Genomic DNA, 12,954 nt, shown 5'->3' with positions numbered 1-12,954 from the left:
GCCCCCTGATGCACGCCCCCGCGCGCCCTGCTGCCCCCCTCACCGCTCCCGCCCGTACGGCGGCGGGCGCGGGGCTGCGCGGGCTCGTGGTGCGGCTGCACCGCTACTTCGGCCTCGCAATCGCGCTGTTTCTGGTGCTTGCCGGATTGACCGGCAGCCTCCTCGTCTTCCAGACCGAGCTGGACGCGGCGCTCAACCCCCGGCTGTTCCAGATCGAGGCAACCGGGCCGTCCCTCTCCCCACAGGATCTGGCGGACCGGATCGAGGCGGCCGACCCGCGCGTGCGGGCGCGCTGGATTCCGCTTGAATCCGAGCCCAGCCGCGCCGCCGACGTGTGGGTTGAGTGGAAGGTGAACCCGGCAACGGGCACGCTTTACCCGGCCGAATACAACCAGGTCTTCATCAATCCGGTAACCGGCGAGATTCAGGGGCGGCGGACCTATGGCGCACCCAGCCTTGCGCGGGAGAACCTCATCCCGTTCCTCCACACGCTGCACAGCAACCTCTACCTGCCGGGGCGGCTGGGCGCGTTCCTCCTCGGAACGGTCGCCATTCTGTGGGCGATCGACAGCCTGTTCGGCTTTTACCTCACCCTGCCCAAAGGCGGCCCGTTCTGGCGGAAGTGGGGCAAGAGCTGGCAACTGAAGCCCAACGCCTCGACCGAACGACGCACGCTCGACATCCACCGGGCGGGCGGCCTGTGGCTGTGGCCGGTGCTGTTCGTCATGGCCGTCAGCGGCGTTGCCCTCACCCTGGAGCACGAGGTGTTCGAGCCGGTGGTGAACAGCGTCTCACCCGTCAGCGAGCCGCGCTATCTGCAACGCCCCATGGCCCCGCCGGAAAAGCCCATCGAGGCTCGCCTCAGCTTCAACGAGGCCTTAGCCCGCGCCACGCTTGCGGCCCGCGCCGCCGGTATCCATGAGCTCACCTCCGGCCTCTACAACGCGGCGGAGCTGGGCGTTTACGGCGTTGGCTTCGGGACAGAGGCGGGCCCCGGCATCGGCGCGTCGTGGGTGTTCGTGGACAGCCGCACGGGTGAGACCATTGATGTGGTCGCCGCGACCGGCGGCACGGCAGGCGACATTTTCATGCGGATGCAGTTGGCGCTGCACAGCGGCACCATTGCGGGCCTGCCCACTAAAATTCTGGCAGCAGCCGCGGGCGTGCTGACGGCAACCCTCTCCGTCACCGGCGTCATTCTCTGGGCGCGCAAGCGTCGCGCCCGCCGCATCCGGGCGCTGCGGGCTGCCCTTGCCTGAAGCGGTAATCCACTCTTGTTCATGGCGCAGTCATCCGCCATGCCTAACCGTTGACTCACACCCTGAGGGAGAAAGGCGGATGACGATGGAGCGGTTTGGACTGATGAGCGCCCCGATGCTGCTGGGGGCCGTGTTGCTGAGCGCCTGCGCGGCGCAGACGGCCGACACCTCCGGCGCGGGCGCGGCAGCGCCCGAGGCTACGACCGCCCCAGCCCTGTCCAGCAGCTGCGATGCGGAGAAGGTGCAGGACATCGTGGGCCAAGCCTATTCGGACGCCCTTGCCGAAAACGCCCGCAAGGCGAGCGGCGCAACCACCCTCCGCATCATCCGGCCGGGGCAGGCCGTCACCATGGATTTCCGCCAGGACCGGCTGAACCTGGAGCTGGACGCTGAAGAGAAGATCGTGCGCGCCCGCTGCGGCTGAGGCCTGCCCCGCCCCCGCGTTCAGGCCGACAGGCCGCTGAGAAAGCGCTCGCGCTCCTGCTCGGTGCGCTGCTGTCCGGCGCGCGCCTGCAACAGATCGCGGCGGGCGAGGATGCCGACGAGCTTGCCGCTGACCGGATCGACGACCGGCACCCGCCCGGCGTCTTCGGTCACCATCAGGTCGGCGACCACGCCCGCGGGCATGTCGGGCCGTGCCAGCACGAGGGAGCGGTCGGACAGCAGATCCCCAAGAATGGCCCCTTCCGGCAGGTCGCTGACCCGCCAGCGCAGGGCATCGGCGCGGGAGACAAGCCCGACCGGACGACCGGCTTCATCCACCACCGGATAGGTGCGGTGACGGGCCGAGCGGGCAAAGAAGTCCGCCGCCTCGACGGCCGGCATATCGGCAGGCAAGGTCTGGGGGGACGGGGTCATGATCTGCCCCACCTGCGTCAGCATCAGCGGATCGACATCATATTCCTGCTGAATATGGCGGCCGCGCCGCGCGATCTTCTCGGTGAGAATGGAGCGGCGCAACAGCAGCACGGCCACGGCATAGCCGGCCCCGGCCGCCGCCACGGCGACGGGCAGGGCGTCGAGCCGCGCCGTCAGCTCGACGGCGAAGATCGCGCCGGTGAGCGGCGCACGCATCCCGGCGCTCATGATGCCGGCCATACCCGCCAGCGCCCAGACGCCCGTCTCTCCCGGCAGCCAATGGCCGAGCAGGCAGCCGAGCGCGCCGCCCAGCGTGAGCAGCGGGGCGAGCACGCCGCCGGACGTTCCTGAACCGAGCGCCACCAGCCAGACGATGGCCTTGATGACCAGCAGCACGAGAACGGCGGCCATGACCATATCGCCACCCAGCAGATCATGGATATTGCCATATCCGGCCCCGAGCACGCGCGGCTCAATGAGGCCGCCAATGCCGACCACAATCGCGCCAAGCGCCGGCCACCACATCCAGTGAACAGGCAGGCGGTGAAACAGATCCTCGATGCGGTAGAGGCTGGCCGACAGGACACTGGCGAGAAGGCCGGTGCCAAGGCCAATGCCAGCCGCCAGCGGCAAAACCCACCAGTCCCCAGGAATGTCGCCCGCGAAGGGAAAGAGCGCACCGGTGCCGATAAGGCTGGGCCGCCAGGCGATCGCAGTAAGCGCGCCGGTAATCACCGGCACCAGGCTGCGCGGCTTCCACTCGAACAGCAGCACCTCGACGGCCAGGAAAACCGCGGCGACCGGCGTGCCGAAAATCGCCGTCATGCCGGCGGCGGCGCCCGCCACCAACAGCGTCTTGCGCTCGGCAGCGCTGAGGCGGAAGCACTGGGCAAACAGCGAGCCGACCGCGCCCCCGGTCATGATGATCGGCCCCTCGGCCCCGAAGGGCCCGCCGCTGCCGATGGAAACGGCGGAGGACAATGGCTTCAGCAGGGCGACTTTCGGCGAGATGCGGCTCTGGCCATAGAGAATGGCCTCGATGGCCTCGGGAATACCATGGCCGCGAATCTTCTCTGAACCGAACCGGGCCATCAGGCCGATAATCAGGCTGCCGATCACCGGCACCGCCAGAATCATGGGGCTTGCCGCCAGGGATGCCAGATCCGCCTCCGCAACCGAAAAGCGCCCATGCCAGGCCAGATTGGTGACCAGCGCGATGAGCTTCAAGAGCACCCAGGCGGCCAGGGTACCGCCTGTGCCCACCACCAGCGCCATTGCGGCCAGCAGGATCATGCGCTGGTCTGCGCTATGGTCGGCAAGGCGGACATTGGGCATAACGGAGCGGGGTTGGGGGGCCTGACGTGTCACGTTTTCCGGTTCCTGCTGGAGATGGGTCCGCCGGGCAGATATATCGTAATGCGATATAAATCAATCGTCGTTCCGTTGGAGATCCGTTGGGGAGAGGAAGAAAATGCGCGAACAGAGACAGGATGCCCGCCCCCTGACGGATGCGGATTATCGGGTCCTGGCTGATCTTCGCCATGCGCTGCGGCGGTTTCTCTGCTTCAGTGAACAGGCGGCGGAGGATGCCGGCCTGACGCCCCAGCAGCATCAGGCGCTGCTGGCCATCCGCGCGGCAGGAGATCAGGGGCTGACGGTCGGTGCCCTCGCCGAGCGGCTGATGCTGCGCCCGCACAGCGCGACGGGCCTGGCCAATCGGCTGGTGCAGCACGGTCTGGTGGCCCGGCAACCCGCGCCGCAGGATCGCCGGCAGGTCGTGCTGGCGTTAACGGACCAGGCCAATGCGCTGCTCACGTCGCTGTCCGCCATCCACCGGACAGAATTGCGCCGGATGCGGCAGGAGCTGATTGCGCTGCTGGAAACGCTTTAGAACATTCCACCAGATTTTCTGATCTGGTTGAGGCTGGTAAGCGTGCATCCAAAGGTGGCGAGAGCCATGTAAATATCGAGGCGGCGTTCACAACGCACGATCAAGCGGCGGAGACGATTGAGCAGACAAAGGGCGCTCAACGATCCAGCAACCGGTCAAGCGACCATGCCCCGCCACCGCGGGCAATAAGGAGAAGCAGCAGCCCTGCCCAACTGAGGTGCGTTGCCCAGGCATCGGGATAGACGAAAATTTCGATCACTGCCGTCATGACGAGAAGAGCTGCCGCCGCTGGCCGGGTGAACAGCCCGAGCGCCAGCAGGATGGGAAACAAGTGCTCGGAATAGGTCGTCACATAAGCCGCAGTTTCTGGCGCCAGGAAGGGAAGCGCATATTCACTGCTGAACAGTGCGTAGGTGGAATCGGTAATGGTCAGCACGCCTTCCACCTTGGTACGGCCGGACAGGAAGAAGATCGCGGCTATGCCCAGCCGGGCAATGAGCAGCAACAGGGCATCCGGCATCAATCGACCCGCCCACGCGCCTGCGCGGCGGTACAGGGAAATCAGCGAGGGCATGGGTCGCCTCTCCTGCAAAAAGCGCCGGCCCGCCTCCCTGCATCAAGGGAGGGCGGCAGGGGCGGGCCGGGCGCAGATTATGCCTTGGGCGTGAGGGAGCCGTTGCCCTTTGGCGTCTTGATCTTGACGCAGGTGCCAGCCTTCACGAGCTTCCAGGCGTTGCCCTGGTAATCCACCTTCGAGCTACCGGCGCAACTCGTGCCCGCACCCGCCTTGCAATCGTTTTGGCCGGCGAGCGCAATGCCATAGCATTTCTCCATCGGCTGGGTGTTTTTCTCAGCTGCTTCTGCGGCGCCCGCGGCAAGCGCGAGGGCGAGAGCGGCAGCAATGGCTGCGGGAGTTGCGGTCATAGGCAGATCCTCTTTTCTCGTCTCCCATGCATCTGAACTGAAAACAGGCGGCTGGCGCATGGTGCCCCTTCTTGGGAGACGGCATGTCGGGTCACGATTGGCCCTACGCAGCGCAGCGTTTGCCGGTTACAGTGGCGTGCCGCATTTTTTCGAGGGGCAATGCGCGGCGCGTGTAACCGGTTGCCTGTCTATTGCGTAAGCCCCGTTCGGGAGAGCGAATGCGCGAAAGCGAGGAACAGCTACAGGCATGGATGATCGGCGGGTTGGATGGCGATGCCGCAGCCCAGGCCGCCCTGCTGCGCGCCCTCGTGCCGCTGTTACGCTCCTTCTATCGCCGCCGCCTGCGAGGAGGCGAGGATGATATCGAGGATCTGGTGCAGGAGACATTAATCGCCATCCATACGCGGCGCGCCACTTATGACCGCGAGCGACCGTTCACGGCGTGGCTGTATGCGATTGCACGCTACAGGCTGATCGACCATCTCCGCCGACGCCGGATTTTGGTGCCGATTGAAAATCTGGAGGATATTCTGGTTACCGAGGGCTTCGAGGCGGCATCCTCCGCGCGACTGGATGTGGACCGGCTGCTGGCCAGCCTGTCACCGAAGCAGGCGCGCGCGATACGCGATACGCATATCGATGGCCTGAGCGTCGCCGAGGCCGCGAGCGGGGCCCAGATCGGCGAATCCGACGTGAAGGTTTCGGTTCATCGGGGGCTCAAGGCGCTTGCCGCGCTTATCAGGAGCAATCCATGAAAAAACGCGGGATGGATACGGAGCAGCTGATTCAATCGCTGACGCGGGACGTCCCTGCCGTGCGCCGCCACGCAGTCAGCCGGCGTATTGCCCTTGGCCTTGTGGGCGGAGGCGCGATTACCACCGTGCTGGTGGCTGTTCTGCTGGGCATCCGCCCGGATCTGCATCTGGCGATGCAGGGCTACTCCTTCTGGCTGAAGTGGATTTACACAATCGCGCTCGGGATTTCCGCCGTGATCGGGGTTGCGCGGCTCGCCCGGCCTGACGACGGATCGTTCGGCTGGCTGTGGCTGGCGGCGGCGCCTGTGCTGCTGCTCGTTGGCGTCTGCGCCGCCGAGTTGGCGGCGACGCCCATGCGCCACTGGCCGCACATGTGGCTGGGCCACAGCTGGATGGTTTGCTCATGGACCGTGCTGGGGCTTTCCCTGCCGATCTTTATCGGCCTGCTTTGGTCGTTCCGGTGGCTAGCGCCCACCCGGCTGCGGGCCGCGGGCGCAACGGCGGGGCTGGCCGCCGGCGCCCTGGCTGCGGCGATCTATTGCCTGCACTGCCCGGAAACCTCGGCCCTGTTCGTGCTCACCTGGTACACCCTCGGCATCGTGCTGACGACGGCCCTGGGCGCGCTCGTGGGCCCGAAACTGCTGCGCTGGTAGGCGTGTAACCGGACAGCGCATCCCTTCGTAAGAGAGAGGCCGATCCGGCAGATCTCTTGAAGGAGCTTCATCCATGATGACCTTATCCTCCGGCCTCAGCCTTGCCGCAACCGCCGCCGCTGTTGCGCTTTCCGGCGCCGCCACGGTTGCGCCCGCGCATGCCGAAGGCGCTCAGACCGTTCACTGCTATGGCATCAACGCCTGCAAGGGCCAGTCGGACTGCAAGACTGCCCATAATGACTGCAAGGGCATGAACGATTGCAAGGGGCAGGGCTTCAAGATGCTCACCGCCGCCGCCTGCGAGGCGCAGGGCGGCAGCCTGACCGCGCCGAAGTAAGTTTCCTGGCCCGGCTGCGCTCCGGCGGCCGGGCCTTGCCCATCCGGGATATCCGTCATGATCGCAGCCCCGCTTCACGGCCTTGGCCTACGCAAGCCCCACTATGCCGATTTTCTTGAAGATCAGGTGCCGGTCGATTTCGTCGAGGTGATCTCGGAGAATTTCATGGTGGAGGGTGGGCGCCCGCGCGACATTCTGCGTCGCATCCGCAGGCGATACCCGGTTGCGCTGCATGGTGTCTCCATGTCGGTGGGCTCCGCCGATGGCATCGACCGCGATTATCTGCGCCGCCTGAAAACGCTGGCCGACGAGGTCGAGCCATTGTTTATCTCCGATCATCTCTGCTGGACGCGGATCGACGGCTTCAACTCCCACGATCTGTTGCCCCTGCCCTATACCGAGGAGGCGCTGGATGTCGTCTGCGCCAACGTCGCCATGGCGCAGGACATGCTGGGGCGCACGCTGCTGCTCGAAAATCCATCCAGCTACATCGCCTTCGCCGACGCCGCGATGACGGAATGGGAATTTCTCGACGCGATCTGCGCGCGCACCGGCTGCGATCTGCTGCTCGATGTGAACAATATTTACGTCAGCGCCGCGAACCACGGGTTTGATCCGCTCGCCTATCTCGCCGGCGTGCCCGCCCAGCGCGTGCGCCAGATCCATCTGGCCGGGCATAGCCAGGGCCGCGACCTCCTGATCGATACCCACGACAAGCCTGTGCCTGCGCCGGTGTGGTCGCTCTATGACGCCGCGCTCAAGCGGGTCGGCCCGGTTGCGACGATGATCGAGCGGGACGACGATATTCCGCCACTTGCCGATCTGCTCGCGGAACTGGAGATCGCCCGCGGCATCGCTGCACAAAGCCAGCGGGGCGCGGCATGAGCCTGCGCGATCTGCAACGCGACTTTCGCGCCTGGCTTAGGGAAGAATCCGCCGATGCTGCCGCACGGCTGGGCAGCCCGAACGGGCTTTCCGTTTATCTCAACACCTATCGCAGCCAGCTGATGGCCTGCCTTGCCGAGACCTATCAGACCGTGCGCGCCTGGATCGGCGACGCCGCCTTCGAGGCGAGTGCCGCTACCCACATCGACCACGTGCCGCCCGGCAGCTGGACACTCGACGCCTATGCGCGGGATTTCCCTGAAACGCTTGCACGGATTTACCCGAACGACGTGGAGGTGATTGAGTTGGCCCGACTGGAGCGGGCGCTTGCGGAAATTTTCGTAGCAGTCGATGCTACTGCCGTTTCCGCAGAGGCGCTGAGCGGCATCGACTGGGACAATGCCATGCTGCGGCTTGTGCCCACCTTCCAGCTAGAGCAAGCAACCACCAACGCCGCCGCGATCTGGTCCGCGATCAATGGGGGATCAACGCCGCCGGCCGCCGCACGGCTGCCGCGCCCGGCAATGCTCGCCGTGTGGCGCAACGGTTTTACGCCCCGCTTCCGCACGCTGGACTCTGCCGAGGCCGCGGCGCTCGCGCATGTGGCCAACGGCATGACCTTCGGCGCGCTCTGCGCCCTCGTGGTCGAGCGGCATGGCGAGACGGACGGCCTTGCCCTGGCGGGCGGCTGGCTCGGCCGGTGGCTGGGCGATGGCATGATCGCCGCCATCGACACCGCGCCAGCCGTCCGGACCTTGCCGCCCGATCAGAGACCTTCGTCGAGCTTGTAGGCCCGTTTGGGGAGATTGTAGGCGAGGTCCACCGCGAGTTCCGCCGCCTCGTCCTCCTCCAGCCGGTGCTCGGCAACGAGGCGGGCGAGGAAGGCGCAGTCGATACGACGGGCCACATCGTGGCGGGCCGGGATCGAGAGAAAAGCGCGGGTGTCGTCGTTGAAGCCGACGGTGTTGTAGAAACCCGCCGTCTCGGTGGTCTGCTCGCGGAAGCGGCGCATCCCCTCCGGCGAGTCATGGAACCACCAGGCCGGGCCCAGCTTGAGGATGGGATAGTGACCCGCGAGCGGGGCCAGTTCGCGGCTGTAGCTGGTTTCATCCAGCGTGAACACGATCACCGACAGGCGGGTGTCGTTGCCGAAGGCATCGAGCAACGGTTTCAGCGCGCGGACATAATCGGTGCGCGTCGGGATATCCGCGCCCTTGTCGCGGCCGTAAGCCTCGAACAGCCACTGGTTGTGGTTGCGGAAGGAGCCGGGGTGAATTTGCATCACCAGCCCGTCATCAATGCTCATCCGCGCCATTTCTGTGAGCATCTGGGCGCGGAACAGCTCGGCCTCCGCAGCGGTGAAATCGCCGCCCGTCACCTTGCGGAACAGCGCCTCCGCTTCCGCCGGGGACAGGTTGGCGGTGGCAGCGGTCGGGTGGCCGTGGTCGGTTGAGGTGGCGCCCACGGCGATGAAGTCCGTGCGCCGCTTGCGGTGGGCGCGCAGGTAGCCGTTCCAGTCGTACACATCCTCGCCGGTCAGCTCGGCGAAGCGGGCCAGCGCGCCCTGGAACTGCTCGTGCTCTGGGTCGATCACCGGATCGGGCCGGTAGGCGGTGACGACGCGCCCCTGCCAACCGCTCGACCGGATGGTCTCGTGGTACTCCAGCGTATCGGTCGGCCCCTCGGTGGTGGCGAGCAGTTCGATGTTGAACCGGTCAAACAGGGCGCGCGGCCGAAAATCCGGCGTCGCCAGCGCGGCGTTGATGATGTCGTAATAGTGGTCCGCCGTCTTCGCATTCAGCGCCACGTCGATGCCGAAGACGGTGGCGAACACGTGGTTGAGCCACATGGACGACGGCGTGCCCCGGAAGAGGTAAAAGTGCTTTGCAAACAGCCGCCACGCTTCGCGGGGATCGGCCTTGCTCGGCCCCGCGCGCGAGGGAACGCCCAGCGCCTCGAGCGAGACGCCCTGGCTGTAGAGCATGCGGTAGAGGTAATGGTCGGGCGCCAGCAGCAGCTCGGTGGGGTTGGCCCACGCTTCGTTCTGCGCGAACCAGCGCGGGTCGGTGTGGCCGTGGGGGCTGATGATCGGCAGCCGCGCCACCTCGCCATAAAGCCGCCAGGCAATCGCGCGGATCTGAGGCTCGGCCGGAAACAGCCGATCTTCGTGCAGTACGAGCCGATTCTGCCATCACACTCCCCTATGCCTTGGTATTGCTTATGCTTGATCTTGCAGCGACGCTTCTTCGCGATGTCCTGATAAGTGGTAACCGGTGTCAAAACCGGATGCAACAGGACAGCGCAATCGATCTACAGGCTTCCCAATCGTAGCAGAGCCTATCGGGCCGCCTTGCAGTAGCACACGACCCCTTGCCTTCTGCATGACACCGGTTACCATTCGAGGCATGACACAGACCGATCCTTACGCGCCCTCCACCATGCCCGCCGCCCACTGCATTGATGGGCGAGATGACGTTGCCGTCGCCCTGCGCCCCATCTCCGCTGGCGAAAGCGTCAGCGCGGGCGGGCGCACGGTTGTGGCGCGCACGGACATCCCCAAGGGGCACAAGATCGCCCTCAAGGCCGTCGCAGCAGGCGAGAACGTCCACAAATATGGCTGGCCGATCGGCCGGGCCAAGGCTGCGATCACGCCGGGCGACCATGTGCATACCCACAATCTGGCGACACGGCTGGAGGGCATCGAGGACTACGCCTACACGCCTGCCGCCGCGCCGCAGCCGGGGGCAACGCCGGCGGGCATTCCCGACACCTTCCTCGGCTATCGCCGCGCCAATGGGCTGGTGGGCACGCGCAACGAAATATGGGTACTGCCGACCGTCGGCTGTGTCGCCCGCACGGCCGAGCGGATCGCCCGCCTCGGCGGGCAGCGCTTCGTGGGCCGGGTGGACGGCATTCACGCCCTCACCCACCCCTTCGGCTGCTCACAGCTGGGGGACGACCTCGCCCACACCCGCAAGGTTCTCGCAAGCCTCGCCGCGCATCCCAATGCAGGCGGCGTGCTGATCGTGGGGCTTGGCTGCGAGAACAATCAGCTCGACAAGCTGCTGGCCGAGGTGCCGGACCACGGCCGCATCCGCGCCTTTGCCGCCCAGATGGCGGAGGATGAAACCGAGGCCGGGCTCGCAGCGCTGGAGGAACTGGTGGCGCTGGCCGCGCAGGACCGGCGCGAGCCCTGCCCGCTTTCCGCGCTGGCGATCGGCCTCAAGTGCGGCGGGTCCGACGGCTTCAGCGGGCTCACCGCCAATCCCCTCGTGGGGCGGATCGCGGACATGCTGGCGAGTGCGGGCGGCACGCCGATCCTGACGGAAATCCCCGAGATTTTCGGCGCGGAGCACCCGCTGATGGAGCGCGCCGCCGACGAACAGGTGTTCGAGGCGATGGCCGAGGTGCTGAACGGCTTCAAGCGCTATTTCCTCGACCACAACCAGCCGGTTTACGAAAACCCCTCTCCCGGCAACATCGCGGGCGGCATCACCACGCTGGAGGAAAAATCGCTGGGCGCGGTGCAGAAGGCGGGCCGGGCCATGGTGACGCAGGTGCTGCGCTATGGCGAGCGCGCCACCCGCAAGGGCCTGGCGTTTCTGGAAGCGCCGGGCAACGACGCCGTGTCTTCCACAGCGCTGGTGGCGGCGGGCGCGACCATCCTCCTGTTCACCACGGGGCGCGGCACGCCTCTGGGCTTCCCTGTGCCGACGCTGAAAATCGCCACCAACTCGGCGCTGGCCGAGCGCAAGCCGCACTGGATCGACTTCGATGCCGGGCCGATTGCGGCGGGCACGGACATGGACACGGCCGCGGAGGACCTGATGCGGCTGATCATTGAGGTGGCCTCCGGCAAGCCGGCGAAGAACGAGATCAACGAAGAGCGCGAAATCGCGATCTGGAAGAATGGCGTGACCCTATGAGCAAGCCCAGACTATCGCGGCAGACCCTTGCCGCCCTGCCCGCCTCCGTGCAACAGCCGCGCTACGATCGCGGCGGACACGCCCCCGGCATCGTGCACTTCGGGCCGAGCGCCTTTTTCCGCGCGCATCAGGCGGCGCATGTGGATGCGCTGCTGGCCAGCGACCCGCGCTGGGGCATTGCGGCGGTGGCCCTCAAGAGCACCGGCGTGCGCGATGCCCTGGCCCCGCAGGACTGGCTTTACACCCTCGCGGTGCTGGACGAAGCGCCCTCGATGCGGGTGATCGGCGCGCTCGACGCAGTGATCGTCGCCGCCGAGGATGCCGCCAGAGTGCGGGCGCGTCTTGCCGCGCCAACGACCCACTTGGTGACACTGACCGTTACCGAGAAAGGCTACTGCCTCGCCCCCGATGGCGGGCTCGATAGGGACCATCCGGATATTCAGCAGGATCTGCGCGAGGGAGCCGCGCCCGCCAGCGTCATCGGCTGGCTGGTCGAGGGCCTGCGCCTGCGCCGCAGCGCGGGGCTACCCGCCTTCACCGTCGCCAGTTGCGACAACCTGACCTCCAACGGCACCAAATTGCGCCGCGCGGTGCTCGACCTCGCCCGCGCAAAAGACCCGGCGCTCGCCGCATGGATCGAGGACGAGGCGCGGTTTCCCTGCACCATGGTCGATTCCATCACGCCCGCGACCGACGACGCCTTGCGCGCCCGCGTGAGCGATGCGCTCGGGCTGGAGGACGCCTGGCCGATCCAGCGCGAGGCCTTCACCCAGTGGGTGATCGAGGATACCTTCGCCGGGCCTCGTCCTGCGCTGGACGAAACGGGCGCAACCTTCACCTCGGATGTGGCGGCGTTCGAGCGGGCCAAGCTGCGGCTGCTCAACGGGCCGCACTCGACGCTGGCTTACATCGGCCTGCTGCTCGGCCACGAGACGGTGGCCGACGCCATGGCCGACCCGGCGCTCAGCACCTTCGTCATGCATCTGATGCGCGAGGATATCGCGCCGACGCTGACGGCGACGCCGGGGCTCAACCTTGAGGATTATGGCGCGGCGGTTCGCAAGCGCTTCCAGAATCCTGCGATCCGCCACCTGCTCTCCCAGATCGCCTGGGATGGATCGCAAAAGCTGCCTTACCGCATTCTGGGGACGATTGCGGACCGGCTGGCCTCCGGCGCGCCGATCGACCGGCTGGCGCTGCCGGTTGCGGCGTGGATGCGCTTTGTGCGCCGTCGGTCGATCGAAGGCGTCAAGATCGTCGATCCGCTGGCCGACCGGCTGGCCGAAATCGGCCGCGCCTGTACCGGCGAGGCCGCAAGCGATGTGGAGCGCTTCCTAGCGCTGGAGACCGTTTTCCCGCAGGCACTCGCGGCCGATCCGCGCTTCCGGGCCGCGCTGGTGGCGGGTTACGCCGCGCTTGAGAATCCCACCGCCGCGATCAGCGGAGAGTAGCCAGAGGCTGACGCA

At 66.7% G+C, this 12,954-nt stretch carries 14 protein-coding genes; 10 read left to right on the top strand and 4 right to left on the bottom strand.

Annotated features, from left to right (window positions below; genetic code table 11):
- The first annotated feature begins 8 nt into the window (after positions 1 to 8).
- Positions 9 to 1,259, top strand: coding sequence for a PepSY-associated TM helix domain-containing protein (locus tag L0C21_RS15215; protein ID WP_259279278.1), 1,251 nt, complete (start codon positions 9 to 11; stop codon positions 1,257 to 1,259).
- Between the two features lie 79 nt (positions 1,260 to 1,338).
- Complete coding sequence (locus L0C21_RS15210) at positions 1,339 to 1,683, top strand: I78 family peptidase inhibitor (protein WP_259279277.1); 345 nt, start codon at positions 1,339 to 1,341, stop codon at positions 1,681 to 1,683.
- Between the two features lie 20 nt (positions 1,684 to 1,703).
- Here L0C21_RS15210 and L0C21_RS15205 read toward each other — a convergent pair whose 3' ends face one another.
- Entirely contained in the window at positions 1,704 to 3,410 is a 1,707-nt protein-coding gene (locus tag L0C21_RS15205) for a chloride channel protein (protein WP_374940286.1), read from the bottom strand.
- A gap of 178 nt (positions 3,411 to 3,588) precedes the next feature.
- Here L0C21_RS15205 and L0C21_RS15200 point away from each other — a divergent pair, with 178 nt between their 5' ends.
- Positions 3,589 to 4,008 (top strand): MarR family winged helix-turn-helix transcriptional regulator, encoded by a 420-nt coding sequence (locus L0C21_RS15200; RefSeq protein ID WP_259279276.1) that lies wholly within the window; start codon positions 3,589 to 3,591, stop codon positions 4,006 to 4,008.
- Between the two features lie 136 nt (positions 4,009 to 4,144).
- Here the strand turns inward: L0C21_RS15200 and L0C21_RS15195 are convergent, their stop codons facing one another.
- Entirely contained in the window at positions 4,145 to 4,582 is a 438-nt protein-coding gene (locus tag L0C21_RS15195) for a DoxX family protein (protein WP_259279275.1), read from the bottom strand.
- 77 nt (positions 4,583 to 4,659) lie between these two features.
- Positions 4,660 to 4,932, bottom strand: coding sequence for a BufA1 family periplasmic bufferin-type metallophore (locus L0C21_RS15190; protein WP_259279529.1), 273 nt, complete (start codon positions 4,930 to 4,932; stop codon positions 4,660 to 4,662).
- 218 nt (positions 4,933 to 5,150) lie between these two features.
- Here L0C21_RS15190 and L0C21_RS15185 point away from each other — a divergent pair, with 218 nt between their 5' ends.
- The 5 genes from L0C21_RS15185 to L0C21_RS15165 all read left to right on the top strand — a co-directional run bounded on the left by L0C21_RS15185 (position 5,151) and on the right by L0C21_RS15165 (position 8,353).
- Positions 5,151 to 5,687: a sigma-70 family RNA polymerase sigma factor gene (locus tag L0C21_RS15185; RefSeq protein WP_259279274.1), complete on the top strand. Its 537-nt coding sequence runs from the start codon at positions 5,151 to 5,153 to the stop codon at positions 5,685 to 5,687.
- 11 nt (positions 5,688 to 5,698) lie between these two features.
- Positions 5,699 to 6,340, top strand: coding sequence for a DUF1109 domain-containing protein (locus tag L0C21_RS15180; protein WP_259279528.1), 642 nt, complete (start codon positions 5,699 to 5,701; stop codon positions 6,338 to 6,340).
- 73 nt (positions 6,341 to 6,413) lie between these two features.
- Complete coding sequence (gene bufA2 / locus L0C21_RS15175; RefSeq protein ID WP_259279273.1) at positions 6,414 to 6,677, top strand: BufA2 family periplasmic bufferin-type metallophore; 264 nt, start codon at positions 6,414 to 6,416, stop codon at positions 6,675 to 6,677.
- Positions 6,678 to 6,734: 57 nt separating this feature from the next.
- Complete coding sequence (bufB, locus tag L0C21_RS15170) at positions 6,735 to 7,562, top strand: MNIO family bufferin maturase (protein ID WP_259279272.1); 828 nt, start codon at positions 6,735 to 6,737, stop codon at positions 7,560 to 7,562.
- Positions 7,559 to 8,353, top strand: a complete 795-nt coding sequence (locus tag L0C21_RS15165; RefSeq protein WP_259279271.1) for an HvfC/BufC N-terminal domain-containing protein — start codon at positions 7,559 to 7,561, stop codon at positions 8,351 to 8,353. The genes bufB and L0C21_RS15165 overlap by 4 nt, the downstream gene beginning before the upstream one ends.
- On the opposite strand, the gene uxaC is transcribed toward L0C21_RS15165, so the two are convergent.
- On the bottom strand, positions 8,329 to 9,735 hold the full coding sequence (gene uxaC / locus L0C21_RS15160) for a glucuronate isomerase (RefSeq protein WP_259279527.1): 1,407 nt from the start codon (positions 9,733 to 9,735) through the stop codon (positions 8,329 to 8,331). The two genes, L0C21_RS15165 and uxaC, sit on opposite strands and share 25 nt — an antisense overlap.
- A gap of 265 nt (positions 9,736 to 10,000) precedes the next feature.
- Between uxaC and L0C21_RS15155 the strand changes: the two genes are divergently transcribed.
- Positions 10,001 to 11,488, top strand: a complete 1,488-nt coding sequence (locus L0C21_RS15155; RefSeq protein WP_259279526.1) for a UxaA family hydrolase — start codon at positions 10,001 to 10,003, stop codon at positions 11,486 to 11,488.
- A complete protein-coding gene (locus L0C21_RS15150; RefSeq protein ID WP_259279270.1) occupies positions 11,485 to 12,939 on the top strand; it encodes a mannitol dehydrogenase family protein in 1,455 nt (484 codons plus the stop codon). The genes L0C21_RS15155 and L0C21_RS15150 overlap by 4 nt, the downstream gene beginning before the upstream one ends.
- The last annotated feature ends 15 nt before the right edge of the window (positions 12,940 to 12,954 follow it).

It is taken from the genome of Pedomonas mirosovicensis, assembly GCF_022569295.1.
GTDB classification, from domain to species: Bacteria; Pseudomonadota; Alphaproteobacteria; order Sphingomonadales; family Sphingomonadaceae; genus Pedomonas; species Pedomonas mirosovicensis.
This window is presented reverse-complemented; position numbering and strand designations above follow the sequence as displayed.